At 63.9% G+C, this 25,016-nt stretch carries 24 protein-coding genes and 1 tRNA gene; all 25 read left to right on the top strand.

Annotated features, from left to right (window positions below):
* Positions 1 to 228: 228 nt before the first annotated feature.
* The 25 genes from pnp (at position 229) to AC1DP9_RS05915 (ending at position 24,981) form a co-directional block, all read left to right on the top strand.
* The gene (pnp, locus tag AC1DP9_RS06035; protein WP_092292381.1) at positions 229 to 2,391 is read left to right on the top strand and encodes a polyribonucleotide nucleotidyltransferase; all 2,163 of its coding nucleotides are present in this window, start codon (positions 229 to 231) and stop codon (positions 2,389 to 2,391) included.
* 148 nt (positions 2,392 to 2,539) lie between these two features.
* The gene (locus tag AC1DP9_RS06030) at positions 2,540 to 3,544 is read left to right on the top strand and encodes an NAD(P)H-quinone oxidoreductase (RefSeq protein ID WP_477106848.1); all 1,005 of its coding nucleotides are present in this window, start codon (positions 2,540 to 2,542) and stop codon (positions 3,542 to 3,544) included.
* 130 nt (positions 3,545 to 3,674) lie between these two features.
* The gene (gene tpiA / locus AC1DP9_RS06025) at positions 3,675 to 4,412 is read left to right on the top strand and encodes a triose-phosphate isomerase (RefSeq protein ID WP_477106847.1); all 738 of its coding nucleotides are present in this window, start codon (positions 3,675 to 3,677) and stop codon (positions 4,410 to 4,412) included.
* 49 nt (positions 4,413 to 4,461) lie between these two features.
* Positions 4,462 to 4,827 (top strand): preprotein translocase subunit SecG, encoded by a 366-nt coding sequence (secG, locus tag AC1DP9_RS06020; protein WP_092292387.1) that lies wholly within the window; start codon positions 4,462 to 4,464, stop codon positions 4,825 to 4,827.
* Between the two features lie 189 nt (positions 4,828 to 5,016).
* Positions 5,017 to 5,101: transfer RNA gene (locus AC1DP9_RS06015), tRNA-Leu, on the top strand.
* A gap of 173 nt (positions 5,102 to 5,274) precedes the next feature.
* Complete coding sequence (locus tag AC1DP9_RS06010; protein ID WP_092292389.1) at positions 5,275 to 5,634, top strand: NADH-quinone oxidoreductase subunit A; 360 nt, start codon at positions 5,275 to 5,277, stop codon at positions 5,632 to 5,634.
* Positions 5,635 to 5,640: 6 nt separating this feature from the next.
* Positions 5,641 to 6,123: a NuoB/complex I 20 kDa subunit family protein gene (locus tag AC1DP9_RS06005; protein WP_008643342.1), complete on the top strand. Its 483-nt coding sequence runs from the start codon at positions 5,641 to 5,643 to the stop codon at positions 6,121 to 6,123.
* Between the two features lies 1 nt (position 6,124).
* On the top strand, positions 6,125 to 6,727 hold the full coding sequence (locus AC1DP9_RS06000; RefSeq protein WP_092292391.1) for an NADH-quinone oxidoreductase subunit C: 603 nt from the start codon (positions 6,125 to 6,127) through the stop codon (positions 6,725 to 6,727).
* 10 nt (positions 6,728 to 6,737) lie between these two features.
* Complete coding sequence (locus AC1DP9_RS05995) at positions 6,738 to 7,991, top strand: NADH-quinone oxidoreductase subunit D (RefSeq protein WP_092292393.1); 1,254 nt, start codon at positions 6,738 to 6,740, stop codon at positions 7,989 to 7,991.
* Between the two features lie 225 nt (positions 7,992 to 8,216).
* Entirely contained in the window at positions 8,217 to 8,714 is a 498-nt protein-coding gene (nuoE, locus tag AC1DP9_RS05990) for an NADH-quinone oxidoreductase subunit NuoE (RefSeq protein WP_092293283.1), read from the top strand.
* Position 8,715: 1 nt separating this feature from the next.
* A complete protein-coding gene (gene nuoF, locus AC1DP9_RS05985; RefSeq protein WP_092292395.1) occupies positions 8,716 to 10,011 on the top strand; it encodes an NADH-quinone oxidoreductase subunit NuoF in 1,296 nt (431 codons plus the stop codon).
* Positions 10,012 to 10,023: 12 nt separating this feature from the next.
* Positions 10,024 to 12,396, top strand: coding sequence for an NADH-quinone oxidoreductase subunit NuoG (gene nuoG, locus AC1DP9_RS05980; RefSeq protein ID WP_477106846.1), 2,373 nt, complete (start codon positions 10,024 to 10,026; stop codon positions 12,394 to 12,396).
* 18 nt (positions 12,397 to 12,414) lie between these two features.
* Complete coding sequence (gene nuoH, locus AC1DP9_RS05975) at positions 12,415 to 13,479, top strand: NADH-quinone oxidoreductase subunit NuoH (RefSeq protein ID WP_092292399.1); 1,065 nt, start codon at positions 12,415 to 12,417, stop codon at positions 13,477 to 13,479.
* Positions 13,480 to 13,553: 74 nt separating this feature from the next.
* Positions 13,554 to 14,042: an NADH-quinone oxidoreductase subunit NuoI gene (gene nuoI / locus AC1DP9_RS05970; protein ID WP_177219886.1), complete on the top strand. Its 489-nt coding sequence runs from the start codon at positions 13,554 to 13,556 to the stop codon at positions 14,040 to 14,042.
* A 171-nt stretch (positions 14,043 to 14,213) separates the two neighbouring features.
* Positions 14,214 to 14,855 carry an NADH-quinone oxidoreductase subunit J gene (locus AC1DP9_RS05965; protein WP_092292403.1) on the top strand — a complete coding sequence of 214 codons (642 nt, stop codon included), beginning with the start codon at positions 14,214 to 14,216 and terminating at the stop codon, positions 14,853 to 14,855.
* Between the two features lie 17 nt (positions 14,856 to 14,872).
* On the top strand, positions 14,873 to 15,178 hold the full coding sequence (nuoK, locus tag AC1DP9_RS05960; RefSeq protein WP_029050842.1) for an NADH-quinone oxidoreductase subunit NuoK: 306 nt from the start codon (positions 14,873 to 14,875) through the stop codon (positions 15,176 to 15,178).
* Positions 15,179 to 15,233: 55 nt separating this feature from the next.
* Entirely contained in the window at positions 15,234 to 17,324 is a 2,091-nt protein-coding gene (nuoL, locus tag AC1DP9_RS05955) for an NADH-quinone oxidoreductase subunit L (protein WP_441643846.1), read from the top strand.
* A 27-nt stretch (positions 17,325 to 17,351) separates the two neighbouring features.
* Positions 17,352 to 18,818, top strand: a complete 1,467-nt coding sequence (locus AC1DP9_RS05950) for an NADH-quinone oxidoreductase subunit M (protein ID WP_477106845.1) — start codon at positions 17,352 to 17,354, stop codon at positions 18,816 to 18,818.
* Between the two features lie 21 nt (positions 18,819 to 18,839).
* A complete protein-coding gene (gene nuoN / locus AC1DP9_RS05945; protein WP_477106844.1) occupies positions 18,840 to 20,315 on the top strand; it encodes an NADH-quinone oxidoreductase subunit NuoN in 1,476 nt (491 codons plus the stop codon).
* Between the two features lie 28 nt (positions 20,316 to 20,343).
* Positions 20,344 to 20,658 carry a DUF2818 family protein gene (locus tag AC1DP9_RS05940; protein WP_092292411.1) on the top strand — a complete coding sequence of 105 codons (315 nt, stop codon included), beginning with the start codon at positions 20,344 to 20,346 and terminating at the stop codon, positions 20,656 to 20,658.
* A 44-nt stretch (positions 20,659 to 20,702) separates the two neighbouring features.
* Positions 20,703 to 21,344, top strand: a complete 642-nt coding sequence (locus tag AC1DP9_RS05935) for an NUDIX domain-containing protein (protein ID WP_477106843.1) — start codon at positions 20,703 to 20,705, stop codon at positions 21,342 to 21,344.
* A gap of 205 nt (positions 21,345 to 21,549) precedes the next feature.
* Positions 21,550 to 22,020: a DUF1178 family protein gene (locus AC1DP9_RS05930; protein ID WP_477106842.1), complete on the top strand. Its 471-nt coding sequence runs from the start codon at positions 21,550 to 21,552 to the stop codon at positions 22,018 to 22,020.
* A 97-nt stretch (positions 22,021 to 22,117) separates the two neighbouring features.
* The gene (locus AC1DP9_RS05925; protein ID WP_092292417.1) at positions 22,118 to 23,320 is read left to right on the top strand and encodes an acyl-CoA dehydrogenase family protein; all 1,203 of its coding nucleotides are present in this window, start codon (positions 22,118 to 22,120) and stop codon (positions 23,318 to 23,320) included.
* Between the two features lie 13 nt (positions 23,321 to 23,333).
* Positions 23,334 to 24,452, top strand: a complete 1,119-nt coding sequence (locus tag AC1DP9_RS05920) for an acyl-CoA dehydrogenase family protein (protein WP_477106841.1) — start codon at positions 23,334 to 23,336, stop codon at positions 24,450 to 24,452.
* Positions 24,453 to 24,531: 79 nt separating this feature from the next.
* The gene (locus AC1DP9_RS05915) at positions 24,532 to 24,981 is read left to right on the top strand and encodes a MaoC family dehydratase (protein ID WP_477106840.1); all 450 of its coding nucleotides are present in this window, start codon (positions 24,532 to 24,534) and stop codon (positions 24,979 to 24,981) included.
* Positions 24,982 to 25,016 lie beyond the last annotated feature (35 nt).

Here is a 25,016-nt window from a genome sequence, read left to right as displayed (position 1 = left end):
AAGTTACCTCGCTCTTTATATTGCTCTGTGACCGGAGTCGGCCAAGGAACCGGGGTTTTGTGTCATTCCATCGCCGCATCGCCAGCCTGGTGGTGCCGCGATGGAATGGCATAGCACTTCCCTGAGACTGCGACCGGCATGAATCCGGCAGTTCGCCTGCCGCTGTGAGCGCAGGCGTCGCGGGACGCGCGTGTGTGCGCCCCGCATGCATGTATCAAGGAAACGCTCATGACCATGTTCAACAAGATCGTCAAGGAATTCCAATGGGGCCAGCATACGGTCCGCATGGAAACCGGCGAAGTCGCCCGCCAGGCTGGCGGTGCCGTGATCGTCGACGTGGAAGACACCGTGGTGCTGGCCACCGTGGTGGCCGCCAAGAGCCCGAAGGCGGGCCAGGACTTCTTCCCGCTGACCGTCGACTACATCGAAAAGACCTACGCTGCGGGCAAGATCCCCGGTGGCTTCTTCAAGCGTGAAGGCCGTCCGTCGGAAAACGAGACGCTGACCTCGCGCCTGATCGACCGTCCGCTGCGCCCGCTGTTCCCGGAAGGCTTCTACAACGAAGTGCAGGTGGTGATCCACGTGCTGTCGATCAACCCGGAAGTGCCGGCCGACATCCCCGCGCTGATCGGCGCGTCCGCCGCGCTGGCCGTGTCGGGCATCCCCTTCAATGGCCCGGTGGGCGCCGCCCGCGTGGGCTACAAGGATGGCCAGTACCTGCTGAACCCGACCCGCTCGCAGATCGCCGCGTCCGACCTGGACCTGGTGGTGGCCGGTACCGAGCGTGCCGTGCTGATGGTGGAATCGGAAGCGCAACAGCTGTCGGAAGAAGTGATGCTGGGCGCCGTCGTGTACGGCCATGAGCAGATGCAGATCGCCATCAACGCGATCCACGACCTGGTGCGCGACGGCGGCAAGCCCGAGTGGGACTGGGCCCCGGCAGCCAAGAACGAGCCGCTGATCGCCAAGGTTGGCGAGATCGGCCTGCCGCTGCTGCAGGAAGCCTACCAGCTGCGCCAGAAGTCGGCCCGCAGCCAGAAGCTGAAGGAAGTCTACGCCTCGGTGACGGCTGGTCTGGCCGAAGCTGGCGTGGAAGCCGAGAAGGTGGAAGTCGGCAACATCCTGTTCGACCTCGAAGCGAAGATCGTCCGTGGCCAGATCCTGGCCGGCGAGCCGCGCATCGACGGCCGCGACACGCGCACCGTGCGCCCGATCGAGATCCGCTCGTCGGTGCTGCCGCGCGCGCACGGCTCCGCCCTGTTCACGCGTGGGGAAACCCAGGCGCTGGTGGTGGCCACGCTGGGTACCAAGAGCGACGAGCAGATCATCGACGCGCTGGCTGGCGAATACCGCGACCGCTTCATGCTCCACTACAACATGCCCCCGTTCGCCACTGGCGAGACGGGCCGCGTGGGTAGCCCGAAGCGTCGTGAAATCGGTCACGGCCGTCTGGCCAAGCGCGCGCTGATTCCGGTCCTGCCGAAGGACGACGAGTTCGCGTACACGATCCGCCTGGTGTCGGAAATCACCGAATCGAACGGTTCGTCGTCGATGGCTTCGGTCTGCGGCGGCTGCCTGGCACTGATGGACGCCGGCGTTCCGGTCAAGGCACACGTGGCCGGCGTGGCCATGGGCCTGATCCTGGAAGGCAACAAGTTTGCCGTGCTGACCGACATCCTGGGTGATGAAGATCACCTGGGCGACATGGACTTCAAGGTGGCCGGCACCGACGCGGGCATTACCGCGCTGCAGATGGACATCAAGGTCCAGGGCATCACGAAGGAAATCATGCAGGTGGCGCTGGCGCAAGCCCGCGAAGGCCGCATCCACATCCTGCAGAACATGCAGGGCGCGATGGGCCATGCGCGTACCGAACTGTCGGCACACGCACCGCGCATGATCACGATGAAGATCCATCCGGACAAGATCCGCGAAGTCATCGGCAAGGGCGGCTCGACCATCCAGGCCCTGACCAAGGAAACCGGTACGACCATCGACATCGGCGAAGACGGCACGATCACGATCGCGTCGACCTCGACCGAAGGCATGGCGGAAGCCAAGCGCCGCATCGAGGGCATCACCGCGGAAGCCGAAGTGGGCAAGATCTACGCCGGTACCGTGCTGAAGCTGCTGGACTTCGGCGCCATCGTGAACATCCTGCCGGGCAAGGACGGTCTGCTGCACATCAGCGAGATCGTCAATGAGCGCGTGAAGGACATCAAGGACTGGCTGAAGGAAGGCCAACAGGTGCGCGTGAAGCTGATCCAGGCCGACGAGAAGGGTCGTCTGCGCCTGTCGCTGAAGGCAGCGCTGGCGGAAGAGGGCGGCAGCATCAGCCCGATCGTCCAGAGCGACGCCCCGGCGGCGCCGGCCTCGCCCGACCAGCAGTAAGCCGGTTCGGCAGTATCCGTAGTCCTCGTAGTACCAAAAAAGCGGCTGGCGATGTCCAGCCGCTTTTTTGTTTACACTGCCGGTCATTCCATGCGGAAGGGTTTGCCCAGGCCGCATGCCACGCACGACACACTGATGAGGAACGATCATGAAAGCCATCGAGATCCGTGAATACGGCGCGCCCGAAGTCCTGCAACTGGCCGAGCGCCCCGATCCGGAGCCGAAGGCGGGCGAGATCCTGATCCGCGTGGCGGCGGCCGGCATCAATCGTCCCGATGTGTTCCAGCGCACCGGCAACTATCCGGTGCCGCCGGGTGCTTCTGACCTGCCCGGCCTGGAAGTGGCGGGCGTGGTGGTGGGCGGCGACCTGTCGCACGCCGACAATCGCTTCGGCCTGAAGGTGGGCGACCGCGTCTGCGCGCTGGTGCAGGGCGGCGGCTACGCCGAGCTGTGCACGGCCCCGGTGGCGCAATGCCTGCCGGTGCCGGCGGGCCTGTCCGATATCGAGGCCGCCGCGCTGCCCGAGACCTTCTTCACGGTCTGGAGCAATGTGTTCGACCGTGGCCTGCTGGGTCAGGGCCCGCGCGGCAAGGACGAGACGCTGCTGATCCAGGGCGGCTCGAGCGGTATCGGCACGACCGCCATCCAGATCGCCAAGGCGCTCGGCTTCAAGGTCTTCGTGACGGCTGGCAGCGACGAGAAGTGCAAGGCCTGCGAGGACTTGGGCGCCGATCGCGCGATCAACTACAAGACCCAGGACTTCGTGGCCGAGGTCAAGGCGCTGACGGAAGGCAAGGGCGTGGACGTGATCCTCGACATGGTGGCCGGCTCGTACCTGGCGCGCGAGTTGTCGTGCATCGCCGATGACGGCCGCATCGTCATCATCGCCCTGCTGGGCGGCGGCAAGGCCGAGATTCCGCTGGGCGACATCCTGCGCCGCCGGATCACCGTGACGGGCTCGACGCTGCGGCCCCGCCCGTCGTCGTTCAAGGGCAAGATTGCCGAAGCGCTGCACCAGCAGGTGTGGCCGCTGCTGGCGGCCGGCAAGATCAAGCCGGTGATCCACCAGGTCTTCCCGGCCGCGCAGGCTGCCGACGCCCATCGCCTGATGGAGTCGAGCGAGCATATCGGCAAGATCGTGCTGACCTGGTAACGGACGGCCGATCGGCGCGACGGGGCGTCCTGTTGCGCCGGATCGGCGGCGTGTATGCAATTGTCCGCCCGTTGTGGCGGACCCCTTCCGGCCACGCTACAATAGCGGGTTTATTTCAGAGGGGGCGCTTGTGAGACAAAAGCTGGTCATCGGCAACTGGAAGATGCACGGCAGCCTGGCCGCCAATGCGGCGCTGCTCGACGGTATCAAGGCGGCTTCGGCCCGCGCGACGCTGGCTGTTTGCGCACCGTTCCCCTATCTTGCCCAGTGCCAGATGCTGTTGTCGGGCTCGCAAGTGGCCTGGGGTGCCCAGGATGTGTCGGCTGAAGCACGTGGCGCCTTCACGGGCGAGGTCGCGGCATCGATGCTGGCCGAGTTCGGGGTGAGCTACGCGCTGGTCGGCCATTCCGAGCGTCGCACCTATCACGGCGAAACCGACACCACCGTGGCGGCCAAGGCGCTACGGGCGCTCGAATTTGGCATCGTGCCCGTGGTCTGCGTCGGTGAGACGCTGGCCGAGCGCGAGGCCGGGCAGACCGAGGCCGTGGTCGGTCGTCAGTTGCAAGCCGTGCTGGATGCGCTGTCTATCGAGCAGCTGGGTCGGATTGTTCTGGCCTATGAGCCCGTCTGGGCGATCGGCACCGGCAAGACCGCCACCAGCGCCCAGGCGCAAGCCGTGCATGCCGTCCTGCGTGGGCAGGTGGCAGGCAAGGACGCTGGCGTGGCATCGCGCATGGCCATCCTGTACGGCGGTAGCGTGAAGCCGGACAATGCGGCCGAACTGTTTTCCATGTCCGACATCGACGGGGGCCTGATTGGTGGCGCCTCGCTGAAGGCGGATGATTTCCTCGCGATCGGCAACGCCTGATGCCGGTTCCGATCGTCTGATCAGGCAAGTTCGAAACGAATTCAACCAAATGGCAATCTTCAAGACTTTGTTGGTAATCGTGCAGGTCCTGTCCGCGCTGGGCGTGATCGCACTGGTCCTGCTGCAGCACGGCAAGGGCGCCGATGTCGGTGCGGCGTTCGGCTCCGGTGCGTCGGGCAGCCTGTTCGGCGCCTCGGGCTCCGCGAACTTCCTGTCGCGTACCACGGCCGTGCTCGCATCGTTGTTCTTTGTCTGCACGCTGGGCCTGACGCTGCTGGGCAACTACAAGCCCAGCGCTTCGCTGGGCGTGATGGGTGCCGCGCAGCAGCCCACGCCGGCCTCCGCGCCGGCTGGTGCATCGGCGCCCGCGGCCGCTGCGGCCTCGGCTCCGGCAGGTCCTGCTGTACCGAAATAATCCGCCTGTGTTCTGGCTGATTCCTGAGTTTTTTTAAAGTTGTGCGTTGAACAATTCAGGGATCTTGGGTTAGAATGCAAGGCTTGAAACGATTCCCCAGCGACGGGGCCCAAAGCGGAAGAAAGCTTCTTCCACGCAGGCTCCGGAGGGTGTAAAAACCCGGCGCAAGGCAATATTGTTTCTCCCCCAGCCGACGTGGTGAAATTGGTAGACACGCTATCTTGAGGGGGTAGTGGCGAAAGCTGTGCGAGTTCGAGTCTCGCCGTCGGCACCAAACAACTTGATCGGCGTCCGTCCGGAGCCGGCCCTCGGGCCATGCTTTGGATTGCGGCGCCGGCAGTCCGCAAGGCGGCGCCGTAGCTAAGACGGGATGGCGCTTGGGGTGGGCAACAGGACGCCGCTTCAGCTGGTGCTGTTGACAACATTCCAGATAAGGCTGGCCGTATCTTGACTCTCGAAGCCTACTTCCCCGTCCTCATCTTCATCCTCTTTGGCGTCGTGCTCGGTGTGGCACTGATGTCCATTGGTCGGATACTCGGTCCCAACAATCCTGATACCGCGAAGCTGTCGCCCTACGAGTGCGGCTTCGAAGCGTTCGAGGACGCGCGCATGAAGTTCGACGTGCGCTACTACCTCATCGCCATCCTCTTTATCCTGTTCGATCTCGAAACTGCCTTCCTGTTTCCGTGGGGTGTCGCCCTCAAGGAAATCGGTTGGCCGGGATTCATCGCCATGGGCGTGTTTCTGCTGGAATTCATCGTGGGCTTCGTCTACATCTGGAAAAAGGGCGCGCTCGATTGGGAGTGATGTGAAATGGCAATCGAAGGCGTTCTCAACGAAGGTTTTGTCACGACTACCGCTGACAAGCTGATCAACTGGACCCGCACGGGCTCGCTCTGGCCGATGACGTTCGGCCTGGCCTGCTGTGCCGTGGAAATGATGCATGCCGGCGCCGCGCGCTACGACATGGACCGGTTCGGCGTGATTTTCCGCCCGTCGCCGCGTCAGTCGGACGTGATGATCGTGGCCGGCACGCTGTGCAACAAGATGGCCCCCGCGCTCCGCAAGGTCTACGACCAGATGGCCGAGCCGCGTTGGGTGATCTCGATGGGCTCGTGCGCCAATGGCGGCGGCTACTACCACTACTCGTATTCGGTGGTGCGTGGCTGCGACCGCATCGTGCCGGTCGACATCTATGTTCCGGGCTGCCCGCCGACGGCGGAAGCGCTGATCTACGGCGTGATCCAGCTCCAGAACAAGATCAAGCGTACCAACACCATTGCGCGCAAGGGCTGACATGGCGAATAACCTGGACACCCTCAAGGCCGCGCTCGAAAAGGTTCTCGGCAAGCGCGTGCAGAGCCTGGTCGAAGCGGTTGGCGAACTGACGCTGATCGTCAAGGCCGACGACTACCTCGACGTGGCCCGGCTGCTGCGCGACGAACCGTCGCTGCGCTTCGAGCAGCTGCTGGATATCTGCGGCGTCGACTATTCCGATTACGCCGATGGCGCCTGGGACGGCCTGCGCTTCGCGGCCGTGTCGCACCTGATCTCGATCACGCACAACTGGCGCCTGCGCCTGCGCGTGTTCGCGCCGGATGACGACCTGCCCGTGGTGCCGTCGCTGATCGACGTGTGGAACTCGGCCAACTGGTTCGAGCGCGAAGCCTTCGATTTCTACGGCATCGTGTTCGAAGGCCATCCGGACCTGCGCCGCATCCTGACCGACTATGGTTTCGTCGGCCACCCGTTCCGCAAGGATTTCCCGGTTTCTGGTTTCGTAGAAATGCGCTACGACCCGGAACAGAAGCGGGTGATCTACCAGCCGGTGACGATCGAGCCGCGCGAAGTCACGCCTCGCGTGATTCGCGAGGAAAACTACGGCGGCGTGCAGCACTGAGATCGACGTCATGGCAGATATCAAGAACTACACCCTGAACTTCGGCCCGCAACACCCGGCAGCGCACGGCGTGCTGCGCCTGGTGCTCGAGCTGGACGGCGAAGTCATCCAGCGTGCCGACCCCCACATCGGCCTGCTGCACCGTGCCACCGAGAAGCTGGCCGAACAGAAGACCTGGATCCAGAGCGTGCCGTACATGGACCGTCTCGACTACGTGTCGATGATGGTCAACGAACACGCCTACGTGATGGCCATCGAGCGCCTGCTGGGCCTCGAGGTGCCGGTGCGTGCGCAGTACATCCGCGTGATGTTCGACGAAATCACCCGCCTGCTGAACCACCTGATGTGGATCGGCTCGCACGCGCTCGACGTGGGCGCGATGGCGGTGTTCCTCTACGCGTTCCGTGAGCGCGAGGACATGTTCGACATGTACGAGGCGGTGTCGGGCGCGCGGATGCACGCGGCCTACTACCGTCCGGGCGGCGTCTACCGCGACCTGCCTGACACGATGCCGCAATACCGGGCGTCGAAGATCCACAACGAGCGTGCCATCAAGGTGATGAACGAAGCCCGTTCGGGCTCGCTGCTGGACTTCATCGAGGACTTCACGAATCGTTTTCCGACGTACGTGGATGAATATGAGACGCTTCTGACCGATAACCGTATCTGGAAGCAGCGTCTGGTAGACATCGGCGTGGTCAGCCCCGAGCGGGCACTGCAGATGGGCTTTACCGGCCCGATGCTGCGCGGCTCGGGCATCGAGTGGGATCTGCGCAAGAAGCAGCCCTACGAGGTGTACGACCAGCTCGACTTCGACATCCCCATTGGCACCGGCGGCGACTGCTACGCGCGCTACCTGGTGCGCGTGGAAGAGATGCGCCAGTCGAACCGGATCATCAAGCAGTGCGTGGACTGGCTGCGCCGCAACCCGGGCCCGGTGATCACCGAGAACCACAAGGTGGCGCCGCCCTCGCGCGTGGACATGAAGTCCAACATGGAAGAGCTGATCCACCACTTCAAGCTGTTCACCGAAGGCATTCACGTGCCGGCTGGCGAGGCTTACGCGGCGGTGGAGCACCCGAAGGGCGAGTTCGGTATCTATGCGATCTCGGACGGCGCGAACAAGCCGTACCGTCTGAAGATCCGTGCACCTGGCTTTGCCCACCTGGCCGCGCTGGACGAAATGGCCAGGGGACACATGATCGCCGATGCCGTGACGATCATCGGGACGCAGGACATCGTGTTCGGCGAGATCGACCGCTAAGTCGATCGAGAATCCGGAGACGGGGAGTCTCCACCCAGGCGTAAAGGCCGTCACCCGGACGACGATTCGGGTTCATGCGGCCGGCCCCGCGAGTGACGGGGGCGGCAGGCGATGCCTGCGACGGACCGGCGAGGCGCAGTGCGACCTGGCCGGCGGAACATGGCAGCGACGGCTGCAAACCAGCGGAGGCCGCGAGCCGGCGTCCGCCGTATTACTGCAATGACCATGCTATCAGCAGAAGCTCTCAAGGAAATCGATCGCGCGATCGCGAAGTATCCGACCGACCAGAAACAGTCGGCCGTGATGGCGGCACTCGCCGTGGCACAGGGCGAGGTGGGCTGGGTTTCCCCCGAAGTCATGCAGTTCGTCGCCAGCTACCTCGACATGCCGCCCGTGTGGGTGGAAGAGGTGGCCACGTTCTACAACATGTATGACACCAAGCCGGTGGGCAAGTACAAGCTCACCGTCTGCACCAACCTGCCGTGCGCACTGTCCGGCGGCGACCGCGCGGGCGACTACCTGAAGCGCAAGCTCGGCATCGACTATAACGAGACCACCGCCGACGGCTGCTTCACCCTGAAAGAGGGTGAATGCATGGGCGCCTGCGGCGATGCACCGGTGATGATCGTGAACAACACCCGTATGTGCAGCTTCATGAGCAATGACAAGCTCGACGCGCTGGTCGACGAGCTGAAGACCGAAGCTGCCAAGGGAGCCAAGTAACATGACCTCTCTGCACGACCGTCACATCAAGCCGCTGATCCTGGCCGGCCTGGACGGCAAGAACTGGCACCTCGAAGACTACGTCAAGCGCGGCGGCTACAAGCAGCTGCGCCGGATCCTGACCGAAAAGATTCCGCCCGAGCAGGTGATTGCGGACGTCAAGGCGTCTGGCCTGCGCGGCCGTGGCGGCGCTGGCTTCCCCACGGGCCTGAAGTGGAGCTTCATGCCGCGTGCGTTCCCGGGCCAGAAGTACCTCGTCTGCAATACGGACGAGGGTGAGCCGGGCACGTTCAAGGACCGCGACATCATCCGCTACAACCCGCATTCGCTGATCGAGGGCATGGCCATCGGCGCGTATGCGATGGGCATCACCGTGGGTTACAACTACATCCACGGCGAGATCTGGAACGAGTACAAGATCTTCGAGGAAGCCCTCGAGGAAGCGCGTGCGGCCGGGTTCCTCGGCGACAAGATCATGGGCTCGGACTTCGACTTCCAGCTCCATGCGCACCATGGCTACGGCGCCTACATCTGCGGCGAGGAAACGGCGCTGCTGGAGTCGCTCGAAGGCAAGAAGGGCCAGCCGCGCTTCAAGCCGCCTTTCCCGGCGAGCTTCGGCCTGTACGGCAAGCCGACCACGATCAACAACACCGAGACGTTTGCCGCGGTGCCCTTCCTGCTGGAAGTGGGCCCGGAAAACTATCTCAAGCTGGGCAAGCCGAACAACGGCGGCACCAAGATCTTCTCGATCTCGGGTGACATCGAGCGTCCGGGCAACTACGAGATCCCGCTGGGCACGCCGTTCTCGACGCTGCTCGAGCTGGCTGGCGGCATGCGCGGTGGCAAGCGCATCAAGGCGGTGATTCCGGGCGGCTCGTCCGCTCCGGTGGTGCCGGGCGACCTGATGATGGCGTCGGACATGGACTACGACTCGATCGCCAAGGCCGGCTCGATGCTGGGCTCGGGCGCCGTGATCGTCATGGACGAAACGCGCTGCATGGTGCGCTCGCTGCTGCGCCTGTCGTATTTCTACTTTGAAGAATCGTGCGGCCAGTGCACGCCGTGCCGCGAAGGCACCGGCTGGCTCTATCGCATGGTCAATCGCATTGAACACGGAGAAGGGCGCCAGGAAGACCTGGACCTGCTCAACAACGTCGCGGAAAACATCATGGGGCGCACGATCTGCGCGCTCGGCGATGCAGCGGCGATGCCGGTACGCGGCATGCTCAAGCACTACTGGAAAGAGTTCGAGTATCACGTCGAACACAAGCAGTGCATGGTCCCGGCCCATTCTTAAGCGTGGCAGAACATGGTTGAACTCGAGATCGACGGCAAGAAGGTAGAGGTTGCGGAAGGCAGCCTCGTGATGGAAGCCGCCCGCAAGCTGGGCACTTACATCCCGCATTTCTGCTACCACCGCAAACTCTCCATCGCGGCGAACTGCCGCATGTGCCTGGTGGAAGTGGAGAAGGCGCCCAAGGCGCTGCCCGCCTGCGCCACGCCGGTGACGCCCGGCATGAAGGTCTTCACGAACTCTGAAAAGGCCGTCAAGGCCCAGAAGTCCGTGATGGAATTCCTGCTGATCAACCACCCGCTCGACTGCCCGATCTGCGATCAGGGCGGCGAATGCCAGCTCCAGGATCTGGCGGTGGGCTACGGTGCGTCGGAGTCGCGCTACAAGGAAGAGAAGCGCGTGGTGTTCCACAAGAATGTGGGCCCGCTGATCTCCATGGAGGAGATGACCCGCTGCATCCACTGCACCCGTTGCGTGCGCTTCGGCCAGGAAGTGGCCGGCGTGATGGAACTGGGCATGCTGAACCGTGGCGAGCACTCGGAAATCACGACCTTCGTCGGCCAGACCGTGGATTCGGAACTGTCCGGCAACATGATCGACCTGTGCCCGGTTGGCGCGCTGACGAGCAAGCCGTTCCGCTACTCGGCCCGTACGTGGGAACTGGCGCGCCGCAAGTCGGTGTCGCCGCACGATGGCCTGGGCGCGAACCTCGTGATCCAGACCAAGAACCAGCGCGTCATGCGCGTGCTGCCGCTGGAAAACGAAGAGATCAACGAGTGCTGGCTGTCGGACAAGGACCGCTTCGCCTATGAAGGCCTGAACAGCCCGGACCGCCTGGTGCGTCCGCTGCTGAAGCAGGGTGGCGAATGGATGGAAACCGACTGGCAGACCGCGCTGGAATACGTGGCCAACGGCCTCGCGAGCATCAAGCGCGACCATGGCGCCGACCAGATCGCCGCGCTGGCCAGCCCGCACAGCACGCTCGAAGAGATGTACCTGCTCGGCAAGCTGGTGCGCGGCCTCGGCAGCGACAACATCGACTTCCGCCTGCGCCAGACCGATTTCTCGGCAGCCCTGAAGGGCACGCCGTGGCTCGGCATGCCGGTGGCCGACGTGACCACGCTGCAACGCGTGCTCGTGATTGGTTCGTCGTTGCGCAAGGATCACCCGCTGCTGGCCTCGCGTCTGCGTCAGGCTGGCAAGAAGGGCGCTCGCGTGACGGTGCTGGGCGCTGGCGGTGAAGACCTGCTGATGCCGGCAACGCGCATCGACGTGGTCCCGTCCGCCTGGACCGCCGCCCTGGCCGGTGTGGCCCGTGCCGTGGCGTCTGCCAAGGGCGTGGCGGCTCCCGCCGGTACCGATGGTTTCGATGGCGGCGACGCCGCGGCCAAGCTGGCCGAAGCGCTGCTGTCCGGCGAACGCCGCGCGGTGTTCCTCGGCAACGAGGCCGTGCGCCACCCGCAATTTTCGGCGCTGCACGCGCTGGCACAGTGGATCGCCACGGAAACGGGCGCGACGCTGGGCTTCCTGACCGAAGCGGCCAACACCGTCGGCGGCTACATCGCCGGCGCGCTGCCGCAGCAAGGCGGCGCCAATGCGCAGGCGATGCTCGACACGCCGCGCAAGGCCTATATCGTACTGAACGCCGAACCCGAGTTCGACACCGCCGACGCCCGCAAGGCGCTGGCTGCGCTGAACCAGGCCGGTACGGTCGTGGTGCTGTCGCCGTTCCGCTCGGAAGCGGCCATGCAGTACGCCGACGTGATCCTGCCGGTGACGCCGTTCACGGAAACCGCCGGTACCTTCGTCAATGCCGAAGGCACGCCGCAGAGCTTCAACGGCGTGGTGCGCGCACTGGGCGAATCGCGTCCGGGCTGGAAGGTGCTGCGCGTGCTGGGCAACCTGCTGGACGTGCCGGGCTTCGACTTCGACACGGCGGAAGCCGTGCGCGAGGAAGTGCTGGCCAAGCCGGTGGCGCCGCAACTGAATAACACCACCGATGCCCCGATCCGCGTGACGGCAGCTGCCGCCAACGGTATCGAGCGCATTGCCGATGTACCGATCTACCACGCCGACCCGATCGTGCGCCGTGCCGACTCGCTGCAGCTGACCGCGGCTGCGCGCCGTGCACTGCAGGTGGCGCTGTCGTCGGACCTGTTCGACAAGCTGGGCGTGCAGGTGGGCGACCCGGTGCGCGTGACGCAGGGCGAGGGTAGCGTGGTGCTGCCGGCCGCACTGGAAATCACGCTGCCGGCCAACACCGTGCGCGTGCCGGCCGCTACCGTGGCCGCCGCGACGCTGGGTGCGCTGTACGGTAACGTCACCGTCGAGAAAGCCATCGAGCTGCCGGGCCAGCAGGCCACGGCAACGCCGGCGGCCACCGCATAAGAAGAGCGAGAACGCAACATGATCGATTGGATTACCTCGCAAGGCCAGGCCGTGTTCGGTGGCGCGTGGACGCCGCTGTGGATTCTCATCCGCGCGGTGGTCATCGTGGTCCCGCTGCTGCTGTGCGTGGCCTACCTGATTCTCTGGGAGCGCAAGCTGATTGGCTGGATGCACGTGCGGATCGGTCCGAACCGCGTGGGCCCGCTCGGCCTGCTGCAGCCGATTGCCGACGTGCTGAAGCTGCTGCTCAAGGAAGTCATGATGCCGTCGCAGGTCAGCCGGGGCATGTACCTGGTGGCCCCGCTGATGGTGCTGATGCCGGCCGTGGCGATCTGGGCGGTGATCCCGTTCCAGGCCGAGGTGGTGATGGCCGACGTGAACGCCGGCCTGCTCTATGTGATGGCGATCAGCTCGGTGGGCGTCTATGGCGTGATCCTGGCTGGTTGGGCCTCGAACTCGAAGTATGCGTTCATCGGCGGGATGCGCGCCGCTGCGCAGATGGTGTCGTATGAAATCGCCATGGGCTTCGCGCTCGTGACGGTGCTGATGGTGTCGGGCAGCCTGAACCTGTCGGCCATCGTGAACAGCCAGAACACCGGCTACTTCGCCAACATGGGCATCAACGTGCTCTCGTGGAACTGGTTGCCGCTGCTGCCGATGTTCGGCGTCTACTTCATCTCGGGCGTGGCGGAAACAAACCGTCACCCGTTCGACGTGGTGGAAGGCGAATCGGAAATCGTCGCCGGCCACATGATCGAATACTCGGGCATGGGCTTCGCGCTGTTCTTCCTGGCCGAATACATCAACATGATCGTCATCTCGACGATGACCGCGCTGATGTTCCTTGGCGGCTGGGCGCCCCCGTTCTCGAGCGCGCTGACCAACTGGATTCCGGGCTTCTTCTGGCTGCTGATCAAGGTTTTCCTGCTGCTGTCGGTATTCATCTGGATCCGTGCATCGTTCCCGCGCTACCGCTATGACCAGATCATGCGCCTGGGTTGGAAGATCTTCATTCCGCTGACCGTAGGCTGGCTGATCATCGTGGCGATCTGGATCAAGTCGCCGTGGAACATCTGGCACTGATGTGCCMGGCGACGGTGCGCTGCTGCAAGTGGCAGGGCGCGCCGCGCGGAAATAATTAGGAAGCAATCGTCATGCTGCTCGCCATCAAGGACTTCTTCAACAGCCTGCTCCTGAAGGAACTCTTCAAGGGCATGGCGCTGACCGGCCGCTATCTCTTCGCGCGCAAGATCACCGTCCAGTTCCCGGAAGAGAAAACGCCGATGTCGCCGCGTTTCCGCGGTCTGCACGCGCTGCGTCGCTACCCGAACGGGGAAGAGCGTTGCATCGCCTGCAAGCTGTGCGAAGCGGTGTGCCCGGCCGTGGCCATCTCGATCGAGTCGGACCAGCGTACGGACGGCACGCGCCGCACCACGCGTTACGACATCGACCTGACCAAGTGCATTTTCTGCGGCTTCTGCGAGGAAGCCTGCCCGGTCGACGCGATCGTCGAGACGCACATTCTCGAGTATCACGGCGAGAAGCGCGGCGACCTGTACTTCACGAAGGACATGCTGCTGGCCGTGGGCGACCGCTACGAGCCGCAGATTGCCGCGAGCAAGGCTGCGGACGCCAAGTACCGCTAAGCAGGTCAGCCTCGCTGAACAGGGCGGGCGCCGGAAGCGGCACCCGGACCTGAAGTGAATTTGAATTTGAATCGGCCCTGAACAGGGGCCACCAGAAGGATGCCGCGCACGGCGCGGGCCACCCCGGGGGTGGTTCGTGCCGCGCGGCCCAAAGAGGATCCGATAGGGACCATGGAACTCACGACCGCCATCTTCTACGTCTTTGCGCTGGTGCTGGTGCTTTCTGCACTGAAAGTCATCACGGCAAAGAACCCGGTGCATTCCGCACTGTTCCTCGTCCTGGCGTTCTTCACCGCCGCGGCGATCTGGATGATCCTGAAGGCGGAGTTCCTCGCCATCCTGCTCGTGCTCGTCTACGTGGGCGCCGTGATGGTGCTGTTCCTGTTCGTGGTGATGATGATCGATATCGATATCGAGCACCTGCGCCGCGACTTCTGGACCTACGTGCCGCTGGCCTCGGTGGTGGGCGCGCTGATCATCGCCGAAATGGCGATCGTGCTGGTGCGCAACTTCATCGGCACCACGGCCGCCGCGCTGCCGCCCGGCTCGCAGGACCCGAACTACTCGAACACCGGCGCGCTCGGCAAGCTGATCTACACCGACTACATCTTCGCATTCGAAGTGGCCGGCATCATCCTGCTCGTGGCCATCGTCGCCGCCGTGGCGCTGACGCTGCGCCGCCGCAAGGACGTCAAGGCACAAGATGTGTCGAACCAGCTGCGTACCCGCCGCGACGACCGCGTGCGCCTGGTGAACATGCCGGCCGAGGGCCGGGCCGGAGCGGATGCGAACGCAGCCGCCAATAAGAACTAAGCCCGGAGAATAACGCTGTGCTCTCTCTCGCCCACTTCCTCGTGCTCGGTGCGATCCTGTTCGCAATCAGCATCGTTGGCATCTTCCTGAACCGCAAGAACGTAATCGTGCTGCTGATGGCGCTCGAGTTGATGCTGCTTGCGGTCAATATGAACTTCGTCGCCTTCTCGCACTATATGGGCGACCTGGCCGGACAGGTTTTCGTTTTCTTCATCCTTACGGTGGCCGCTGCCGAGTCGGCAATCGGTCTGGCAATCCTGGTCGTGCTGTTCCGTAACCTGGACACGATCAACGTGGATGACATGGATACGCTCAAGGGCTGATCCATGACCTCCATGACCCAAGACTGCTCCCCGACCGCACACCAATAAGCGTCCTATGGCAACCACGCTCAACCCCAACCTGCTGCTGGCGATTCCGCTGGCGCCGCTCGCCGGCGCCGCGATAGCCGGCCTGTTCGGCACCAAGTTCTTCGGCACGTTCTCCTCGGACACGCGCGGCGGCCGCATCGTGGCCCACACCGCCACGATCCTCGGTGTGGCCATCGCCTTCATCCTCTCGCTGCTGGTGCTGCGCGACGTGATGGACGGCGCCGGCTACAACGGCACTGTCTACGAGTGGATGGCCATCGGCAGCCTGAAGATGGAAGTCGGCTTCCTGGTGGATTCGCTGACCGCGATGATGATGGTCGTCGTGACCTTCGTGTCGCTGATGGTTCACATCTACACCGTCGGCTACATGCAGGGCGACGACGGCTACAACCGATTCTTCGCCTACATCTCGCTGTTCACCTTCTCGATGCTGATGCTGGTGATGAGCAACAACTTCCTGCAGCTGTTCTTCGGCTGGGAAGCGGTGGGCCTCGTCTCGTACCTGCTGATCGGCTTCTGGTACACGCGCCCGACGGCCATCTTCGCCAATATGAAGGCGTTCCTGGTCAACCGCGTGGGCGACTTCGGTTTCATCCTCGGCATCGGTCTGCTGCTGGCCTACAGCGGCAGCATGGATTACAGCGCCGTGTTCGCCAAGCGCGAGGCTCTGGCCGCCGTGACCTTCCCGGGCACCGACTGGATGATGCTGACCGTGGCCTGCATCTGCCTGTTCATCGGCGCGATGGGCAAGTCGGCGCAGTTCCCGCTGCACGTGTGGCTGCCTGACTCGATGGAAGGCCCGACCCCGATCTCGGCACTGATTCACGCGGCAACCATGGTGACCGCCGGCATCTTCATGGTGGCGCGCATGTCGCCGCTGTTCGAACTGTCGGATACCGCGCTGTCCTTCGTGCTGGTGATCGGCGCGATCACCGCGCTGTTCATGGGCTTCCTGGGCATCATCCAGAACGACATCAAGCGCGTGGTGGCGTACTCCACGCTGTCGCAGCTGGGCTACATGACCGTTGCGCTGGGCGCTTCGGCCTACTCGGTGGCGGTGTTCCACCTGATGACGCACGCGTTCTTCAAGGCACTGCTGTTCCTTGGCGCCGGCTCGGTCATCATCGGCATGCACCACGACCAGGACATCCGCAACATGGGCGGCCTGCGCAAGTACATGCCGATCACCTGGATCACGTCGCTGGTGGGCTCGCTGGCCCTGATCGGCACGCCGTTCTTCGCGGGCTTCTATTCGAAGGACTCGATCATCGAGGCCGTCGCCGAGTCGCATATCGCCGGTTCGGGCTTTGCGTACTTCGCGGTGCTGGCCGGTGTGTTCGTGACCGCCTTCTACTCGTTCCGCATGTACTTCCTGGTGTTCCACGGTGAAGAGCGCTTCGGCAAGGCCCACGCGCACGATCACCACGATCATCACGAGGAAGAAGAAGAATCGCACGGTGACGACCATCACCATGGTCTGGCACCGGGCGAGAAGCCGCACGAGTCGCCGTGGGTGGTGACGCTGCCGCTGGTGCTGCTGGCCATTCCGTCGGTCATCATCGGCGCCATCGCCATCGAGCCGATGCTGTTCGGCGAGTTCTTCAAGCACGGCGTCGCGTTCAAGGACGTGATCTTCGTGGGCGAGAACCACCATGCGATGGAAGAGCTGCGCGAAGCGTTCCACGGCTGGGTGCCGATGGCGATCCACTCGCTGACGACCCCGGTGCTGTGGCTGGCCATCGCTGGCGTGGTGCTGTCGTGGTTCTTCTACATGAAGCGCCCGGACATCCCGGCCGCGATCCAGCAACGCTTCTCGGGCCTCTACAAGCTGCTCGACAACAAGTACTACATGGACGCGTTCAACCAGGCGGTGTTCGCACGTGGTGCGCGCCTGCTGGGTACCGGCCTGTGGAAGGGCGGCGACCAGGGCCTGATCGATGGCCTGTTCGTCAACGGTTCGGCCCGTGTGGTGGCGTCGTTCGCTGCCGCCAGCCGCTACCTGCAGTCCGGCTACATCTACCATTACGCATTCGCGATGATCCTCGGCATGCTGGTGCTCCTGACGCTGACGATCACTGGCGTGATAGGCACCAAGTGATAGGCACCAAGTAAGGAAAACAAAGAAATGGTTCTGTCTTTCGCAATCTGGCTGCCTATCTTCTTCGGCTTGCTGGTCCTCGCCTCGGGCTCTGATCGCAGCAAGTGCTACGTGCGCTGGATGTCGCTGTTCGGCGCGCTGGCCAGCTTCGTCGTTACGCTGCCGCTCGTGTTTCACTTCGAGACCGCCTCGGCGGCCATGCAGTTCGTCGAGAACGTGAACTGGATCGACCGCTTCAAGATCAACTACCACCTCGGGGTGGACGGGATCTCGATGTGGTTCGTCGTGCTGACCTCGTTCATCACCGTGATCGTCGTGATCTCGGCCTGGGAAGTGATTACCGAGCGCGTGGCCGAGTACATGGCCGCGTTCCTGATCCTGTCCGGCCTGATGGTCGGCGTGTTCTGCGCGCTCGACGGCATGCTGTTCTACGTGTTCTTCGAGGCCACGCTGATCCCGATGTACATCATCATCGGTGTCTGGGGCGGCCCGAACCGCGTCTACGCGGCCTTCAAGTTCTTCCTCTACACGCTGCTCGGCTCGCTGCTGACGCTGGTTGCGCTGCTGTATCTCTACAGCAAGACCGGTACCTTCGACATCCTGTCGTGGCACCAGGCCAAGCTGACGATGAACGAGCAGATCGCGCTGTTCCTGGCGTTCTTCATGGCCTTCGCGGTCAAGGTGCCGATGTGGCCGGTCCACACCTGGCTGCCGGACGCCCACGTGGAAGCGCCGACCGGCGGTTCCGTGGTGCTGGCCGCGATCATGCTGAAGCTCGGTGCTTACGGCTTCCTGCGGTTCTCGCTGCCGATCGCCCCGGATGCCAGCCACACGCTCGCCCCGTTCATCATCACGATCTCGCTGATCGCGGTGATCTACATCGGCCTCGTGGCGCTGGTCCAGGCCGACATGAAGAAGCTGGTGGCCTACTCGTCGATCGCCCACATGGGTTTCGTGACGCTGGGCTTCTTCATCTTCAACGACATCGGCGTGGAAGGCGGCATCATCCAGATGATCTCGCACGGCTTTATCTCGGGCGCCATGTTCCTGTGCATCGGCGTGCTCTATGATCGCGTGCACTCGCGCCAGATCGCCGACTACGGCGGTGTGGTGAACACGATGCCGAAGTTCGCAGCGCTGTCGGTGTTCTTCGCCATGGCCAACTGCGGCCTGCCGGCCACCTCGGGCTTCGTGGGCGAGTTCATGGTCATCCTGGGCGCCGTGAAGTACAACTTCTGGATCGGCCTGCTGGCTGCCACGGCCCTGATCCTCGGCGCGGCGTACTCGCTGTGGATGGTCAAGCGCGTGATCTTTGGCGACATCGTGCACCAGCACGTGCGCGAGCTGATCGACCTGAACAAGCGCGAGTTCTTCATGCTGGGCCTGCTGGCCATCATGACGCTGTACATGGGCCTGTACCCGAAACCCTTTACCGATGTGATGCACGCGTCGGTCGCGAACCTGCTGTCCCACGTGGCGCAGTCCAAGCTGTAACAGCGGGGGAGAGAAATCAACATGCAACCGTCTTCTAGCCTGGCTCCGGTGGCGCCAATCATCTTCCTGGCGATTGCCGTCGCGGCGATCAACTGGATCGACCTTGCCCGTGGCAAGGGCAGCAAGAGCGTGGCGTACCCGCTGTCGCTGCTGACCACCCTGGTGCTTACCGTCTGGTTCGGCATGGACGCCGCCGCCGGCGAAACGCACTACGCCTTCGCCAACCTCGTCGTGATCGACCCGATGGCCAACGTGCTGTCGGCGTTCTGCTCGGCCGGCATGTTCCTGACGCTGGTCTATACGCGCAGCTACCTCGGCGAGCGTGACATGTTCGCGGGCGAGTTCTACATGCTCGCGCTGTTCACGCTGGGCGGGCAGATCGTCATGATCACCGGCAACAACTTCCTGACCCTGTACCTGGGCCTGGAACTGCTGTCGCTGTCGTCCTACGCGCTGGTGGCCCTGCGCCGCGAGTCGCGCGTGACGTCGGAATCGGCGATGAAGTACTTCGTGCTGGGCGCGCTGGCTTCGGGCTTCCTGCTCTACGGCGTGTCGATGATGTACGGCGCCACCGGTTCGCTGAATCTGGGCGAAGTGTTCCGTGCCGTGGAATCGGGCCGTATCAACACGACGATGCTGGCCTTCGGCGTGGTGTTCATCGTCGCCGGCCTGTCGTTCAAGCTCGGCGCCGCGCCGTTCCATATGTGGATTCCGGACATCTACCAAGGTTCGCCGACTGCCGTGACGCTGCTGATCGCGGCCGGCCCGAAGGTCGCCGCCTTCGCGCTGTTCATGCGCGTGCTGGTGGAAGGCCTGCTGCCGCTGGCCAATGACTGGCAGATGATGCTGGTCGTGCTGTCGGTGCTGTCGCTGGCGATCGGTAACCTGACCGCCATCGTCCAGACCAACCTGAAGCGGATGCTGGCGTACTCGACCATCTCGCACATGGGCTTCATCCTGCTGGGCCTGGTGTCCGGCGTGGTGGCGAACAAGACGGATGGTGCCGCCGATGCGTACAGCGCATCGATGTTCTACTCGGTGACGTACATGCTGACCACGCTCGGCACGTTCGGCCTGATCCTGATCCGCACCCGCAAGGGCTTCGAAGCCGAGACGCTTGATGACCTGAAGGGCATGTCGCGCCGCCACCCGTGGTTCGCGCTGCTGATGCTGGTGATGATGTTCTCGATGAGCGGCATCCCGCCGACCGTTGGCTTCTACGCCAAGCTGGCCGTGCTGGAAGCGGTGGTTTCGGCTGGCATGAGCTGGCTGGCGATCGTCGCGGTGCTGTTCTCGTTGATCGGCGCGTTCTACTACCTGCGCGTGATCAAGCTGATGTACTTCGATGCGCCGGTGGGTGAAGAGCCGCTGGAAGCGTCGATTGGCCTGCGCTCGGTGCTGAGCCTGAATGGCCTGGCCATCATCCTGCTGGGCCTGTTCCCGGCGGCGCTGATGAACCTGTGCTACCAGGCGATCCGCGCCACGCTGGCGTCCTGATCGTCACCCATAGAATAGGCACCGGATCATGAGTTCCTCGGCGGGCGGCTGGTTTGTCATCTTGTTGGCACTGGTGTGTGCCAACCTGCCGTTCGTCAACCAGCGCCTGTTCGCGGCGGTGGGCCTCCGCTGGAAGGATGCCCGCAAGCCGCTGTGGGTGCGGGTGGCGGAACTGATCGTGTGGTACGCGGTGGCAGGTGCCGCCGGTTTCGCGGTGGAGGCTGGCCTCGGCAACGCCTTCCCGCAGGGCTGGCAGTTCTACGCCATTACGGCTTGCATGATGCTGGTGTTCGCCTTCCCCGGCTTCACTTGGCAATACCTGGTCAAACATCGCACGGCCTGAAGGCTTGCCCGCGCCCCGGCCGTGCTTTCCTCACCGGAGCGTTCATGACGGACAAGACCCACAAGGCCCCCCCGGCGCCCGCAAGCGGTGCCGACGAGCATCTCAGCGAAACCTGCGTGGCGTCCGCCACCCTCCATCGCGGTAAATTCCTCACCCTCAAGCAAGACATCGTCAGGCTGCCGGACGGCAAGCAAGCCGGCCGCGAGTACGTGCTGCATCCGGGCGCGGTCATGATGATCCCGCTGTTCGACGACGGCACCGTGCTGATGGAACGCCAGTTCCGCTACCCGGTGGGCGAGGTCATGCTCGAGTTTCCGGCCGGCAAGCTGGACCCGGAGGAGGGCGCGCTGCGCTGCGGCCAGCGCGAGTTGCTGGAGGAGACCGGCTATACCGCCCAGCGCTGGGACTATCTGACGCGGATTCACCCGGTCATTTCCTACTCTACCGAATTCATCGACCTGTTCCTGGCGCGCGACCTGACGTCCGGCGAATCCAAGCTCGATGACGGCGAATTTCTCGAGACCTTCATCACGCCGGCGGGCCAGGTCATCGACTGGGTCCGGCAGGGCCGAATCACCGACGTCAAGACCATCATCGGAGCGTTCTGGCTCGAAAAGATCCTCTCAGGAACTTGGCAGCCGGGCGAACAATCCGAGCCGCCGTTCCCCGTCAGCCGCGTCGGCTGAATCTGCACATTACTGTTAAGCTTGCGGCGGCTGCGAGCCGGACATCCCGGGGTTTTCCCTTGGTTTTCCTGGTCTGGCGGGCCCGCCTTGGCCGTTTGTGTTTCCAACGCATCCTGCTGGGCGAAACGGTCAGAGAAAAAATTAGCACGACCGTTCACAAAATTTCGATTCACGGCTAATATTTGCCCGACGGGCTGGAAAGATCATGAAGGTGCTCGACCTGCGCTGTGCGCAAGACCATCGTTTCGAGGGCTGGTTCGCCTCGGAGGAAGATGCGCAATCGCAGTTCTCGCGCGACCTCGTCCAATGCCCGGTCTGTGGCGACCACGCGGTCAGTCGCCTGCCGAGCGCGCCGCGCCTGAATCTCTCGGGCGCCACCGCCAGGCAGGAGACACCCAAGCCGGCCAATGCGCCGGGCGCGGTGACTGCCGAAGTCCAGCAAGCGTTGCAGGCAGTGCAGGCGCGCTACCTGTCGGCGGTACGGCAGGTGTTGGCACAGACCGAGGACGTGGGCGACCGCTTTGCCGAGGAGGCGCGGCGCATGCACTACGACGAAGCACCGGAGCGCGGCATTCGCGGTTCGGCTTCGGCGGAGGATGTGCAGGCGCTGGCCGAGGAGGGCATCGAGACCTTTCCGCTCATCGTGCCGGACGCATTGAAGCAGACGGCCCACTGAACAAGCATCCTGTGCCCGGTTTTCCCCGCGCAGTGATGCGCAGGGATAACAACTCGCCGCGCGCTCAACTAGGGAGCCGGCACCACTGGAGACGGGCATGGATCTCAACTACTCGGCGGCCGACAACGACTTCCGACAGGAAGTGCGTAGCTGGCTCGAAGCCAACCTGCCGGCGCAAATCAGCGAGAAGGTTCTCAATCATCGCCGCCCCAATCGCGATGACTTCAAGACGTGGCACAAGCTGCTGGCCGGCAAGGGCTGGTCGGCCCCGCACTGGCCGGTAGAGTTCGGCGGCACGGGCTGGAATGCTACGCAGCGCCATATCTGGGACGAGGAAAATGCCCGCGTCGGCGCGCCCGGCGTGCTGCCGTTCGGCGTGGCGATGGTCGCGCCCGTGATCATCAAGTACGGCAATGCCGAGCAGAAGTCCTACTACCTGCCGCGTATTCTCGATTGCACCGACTGGTGGTGCCAAGGCTACTCCGAGCCAGGTTCAGGTTCGGACCTCGCATCGCTGAAGACGCGCGCCGAACTGACCTCGGACGGCAAGCACTACATCGTCAACGGCCAGAAGACCTGGACCACGCTCGGCCAGCACGCCGACATGATCTTCTGCCTGGTCCGCACGGATCCCGAAGCCAAGAAGCAGGAGGGCATCTCGTTCCTGCTGATCGACATGAAGACGCCCGGCATCACCGTGCGCCCGATCATCATGCTCGACGAAGAGCATGAGGTGAACGAGGTCTTCTTCGACAACGTAAAGGTACCTGTCGAGAACCGCGTGGGCGAGGAAAACCGCGGCTGGACCTACGCCAAGTACCTGCTCGGCCATGAGCGCACCGGCATTGCCCGCGTGGGCAACTCCAAGCGCGAACTGGGCTTCCTGAAGCGGGTGGCGCGCCAGCAGCAAAAGAACGGCAAGCCGCTGCTGGAAGATCCGGTGTTCGGCGCCAAGGTAGCTGCGCTCGAAATCGAACTGATGGCGCTGGAGTTGACCGTGCTGCGCGTGGTGTCCAGCGAGGCGGCAGGGAAGGGTCCCGGCCCTGAGGCATCGATGCTCAAGATCAAGGGCACCGAGATCCAGCAGATGCTGACCGAACTGATGGTGGAAGCCGTCGGCCCGTACGCACAGCCGTTCGATACGGCCTACCTCGAGTGCGAGCAGCCGCACGCGGTGACCGGTTTCGACGACGCCGCGCCGCTGGCCGCGTACTACTTCAACTATCGCAAGACCTCCATCTACGGTGGGTCCAACGAAATTCAGAAGAACATCATCAGCCAGATGATTCTGGGGCTGTGAGGAGACACGCAACATGAACTTCAATCTCAGCGACGAACAGAAGCAGCTGGCCGACGCCGTCCGCCGCTTCATCGACAAGAGCTACGACTTCGAGTCGCGCAAGAAAAACATCAAGGCCGAGGCTGGTTACGGCGAGGGCACCTGGGGCGCGCTGGTCGAACTGGGCCTGACCGCGCTGCCGGTGCCGGAAGCGCAGGGCGGCTTCTCGGGCACGGCCGTCGACATGATGGTGGTGCAGCAGGAACTGGGCCGCGGCCTGGTGGTGGAGCCGTACTTCGTCACCGTGGTGGCTGCGCATGCGCTGAAGCTGGCTGGCGGCCAGGACGCCCTGCTTGAGCAGGTAGCCGGTGGCGAGGTCAAGCTGGCCACGGCGTTCAACGAGCCGCAGTCGCGCTACACGCTGAATGATGTGCGCGTGACGGCCAAGGGCGGCAAGCTCAACGGCCGCAAGGTGGTGGTGATCCACGGTGCGCAGGCCGACAAGCTCGTGGTGTCCGCCCGCACCAGCGGCGCCGATGCCGACACGAACGGCATCTCGCTGTTCCTGGTCGATACGAAGGGCGCCGGCGTGACCGTGACCGACTACCGCACCATCGACAACCTGCGCGCTGCCGACGTGGCCTTCCAGGACGCCCCGGCCACGCTGCTGGGTGCCGAAGGGCAGGGCTGGGACGTGCTCGAATCTACCGCCGACTACGGCGCGGTGCTGCTCTGCGCCGAAGCCGTGGGCGTGATCGACACGCTTAACGCCGCCACGCTCGAGTACGCCAAGACGCGCCAGCAGTTCGGCATGCCGATCGCCCGCTTCCAGGCGCTCCAGCACCGCATGGTCGAGATGTTCATCCATGCCGAGCAGGCCCGTTCGATCACGCTGCTGGCTGCGGCCCGCTTCGAGGAGTCGAATCCCGAGGCGCGCCGCCGCTACGTGTCCGCCGCCAAGGCGCGCGTGGGGCAGGCCGCTCGCACGGTTGGCCAGGAAGCGGTGCAGATCCACGGTGGCATGGGCGTGACGGACGAATTGCCGGCCGCGCACATGTTCAAGCGCCTGACGCTGATCAACACCACGTTTGGCGATGTGGACCATCACCTGGGTCGCTTCGCCAGCCAGCCGGGTTTCCAGGCAGCCGCCTGAGGCCCACGCAGTACAGAAACCGCGCCCGTTGTCCCCGGCGCGGTTTTTTGCTTCTGGTTACGCCATCTACGGAGCGAACATGTCAAAGATGTATTTCGAGGATTACCAGGTCGGCGGCGAGCACCCGCTGGGCAGCTACACGGTCACCGAGGCGGAGATCGTGGCATTTGCCAGCCAGTACGACCCGCAGCCGTTCCATATCGACAAGGACGCGGCCGCCAAGAGCATCTACGGCGGGCTGATCTCGAGCGGTTGGATGACCTGCGCGATCATGATGAAGCTGCTGGTGAAGTCCATGGGCGACCGGAGCAGCAGCATGGGCTCGCCGGGCGTGGACGAGATCCGCTGGATCAAGCCCGTCTATGCCGGCGATACGCTGACGGCCGTGCTGAAGGTGCTGGAGACGCGGCCGTCCTCGTCCAAGCCGGACCGCGGCGTGGTGCTGACCCAGTGGCAGGCCACCAACCAGCATGGCGAGCTGGTTTGCACGGTCAAGGGCATGGGCATGTACGGCCGGCGGCCGGCATAATACGAACCCCGAATCGAGACGACGCAAGAGAGGAG

The organism is Cupriavidus sp. 01L43 (genome assembly GCF_056399925.1).
This window is presented reverse-complemented; position numbering and strand designations above follow the sequence as displayed.

What these genes read in the sequence shown, in the direction of transcription:
- AC1DP9_RS05965 (WP_092292403.1), top strand. Translation starts at nt 14,214, where the DNA reads ATGGAACTCACGACCGCCATCTTCTACGTCTTTGCGCTGGTGCTGGTG.
- pnp (WP_092292381.1), top strand. Translation starts at nt 229, where the DNA reads ATGACCATGTTCAACAAGATCGTCAAGGAATTCCAATGGGGCCAGCAT.
- nuoL (WP_441643846.1), top strand. Translation starts at nt 15,234, where the DNA reads ATGGCAACCACGCTCAACCCCAACCTGCTGCTGGCGATTCCGCTGGCG.
- AC1DP9_RS05930 (WP_477106842.1), top strand. Translation starts at nt 21,550, where the DNA reads ATGAAGGTGCTCGACCTGCGCTGTGCGCAAGACCATCGTTTCGAGGGC.
- nuoF (WP_092292395.1), top strand. Translation starts at nt 8,716, where the DNA reads ATGACCTCTCTGCACGACCGTCACATCAAGCCGCTGATCCTGGCCGGC.
- AC1DP9_RS06000 (WP_092292391.1), top strand. Translation starts at nt 6,125, where the DNA reads ATGGCGAATAACCTGGACACCCTCAAGGCCGCGCTCGAAAAGGTTCTC.
- nuoG (WP_477106846.1), top strand. Translation starts at nt 10,024, where the DNA reads ATGGTTGAACTCGAGATCGACGGCAAGAAGGTAGAGGTTGCGGAAGGC.
- AC1DP9_RS05950 (WP_477106845.1), top strand. Translation starts at nt 17,352, where the DNA reads ATGGTTCTGTCTTTCGCAATCTGGCTGCCTATCTTCTTCGGCTTGCTG.
- secG (WP_092292387.1), top strand. Translation starts at nt 4,462, where the DNA reads ATGGCAATCTTCAAGACTTTGTTGGTAATCGTGCAGGTCCTGTCCGCG.
- AC1DP9_RS05920 (WP_477106841.1), top strand. Translation starts at nt 23,334, where the DNA reads ATGAACTTCAATCTCAGCGACGAACAGAAGCAGCTGGCCGACGCCGTC.
- AC1DP9_RS05915 (WP_477106840.1), top strand. Translation starts at nt 24,532, where the DNA reads ATGTCAAAGATGTATTTCGAGGATTACCAGGTCGGCGGCGAGCACCCG.
- nuoE (WP_092293283.1), top strand. Translation starts at nt 8,217, where the DNA reads ATGCTATCAGCAGAAGCTCTCAAGGAAATCGATCGCGCGATCGCGAAG.
- AC1DP9_RS05940 (WP_092292411.1), top strand. Translation starts at nt 20,344, where the DNA reads ATGAGTTCCTCGGCGGGCGGCTGGTTTGTCATCTTGTTGGCACTGGTG.
- AC1DP9_RS06030 (WP_477106848.1), top strand. Translation starts at nt 2,540, where the DNA reads ATGAAAGCCATCGAGATCCGTGAATACGGCGCGCCCGAAGTCCTGCAA.
- AC1DP9_RS05995 (WP_092292393.1), top strand. Translation starts at nt 6,738, where the DNA reads ATGGCAGATATCAAGAACTACACCCTGAACTTCGGCCCGCAACACCCG.
- AC1DP9_RS05935 (WP_477106843.1), top strand. Translation starts at nt 20,703, where the DNA reads ATGACGGACAAGACCCACAAGGCCCCCCCGGCGCCCGCAAGCGGTGCC.
- nuoH (WP_092292399.1), top strand. Translation starts at nt 12,415, where the DNA reads ATGATCGATTGGATTACCTCGCAAGGCCAGGCCGTGTTCGGTGGCGCG.
- AC1DP9_RS06005 (WP_008643342.1), top strand. Translation starts at nt 5,641, where the DNA reads ATGGCAATCGAAGGCGTTCTCAACGAAGGTTTTGTCACGACTACCGCT.
- nuoN (WP_477106844.1), top strand. Translation starts at nt 18,840, where the DNA reads ATGCAACCGTCTTCTAGCCTGGCTCCGGTGGCGCCAATCATCTTCCTG.
- AC1DP9_RS05925 (WP_092292417.1), top strand. Translation starts at nt 22,118, where the DNA reads ATGGATCTCAACTACTCGGCGGCCGACAACGACTTCCGACAGGAAGTG.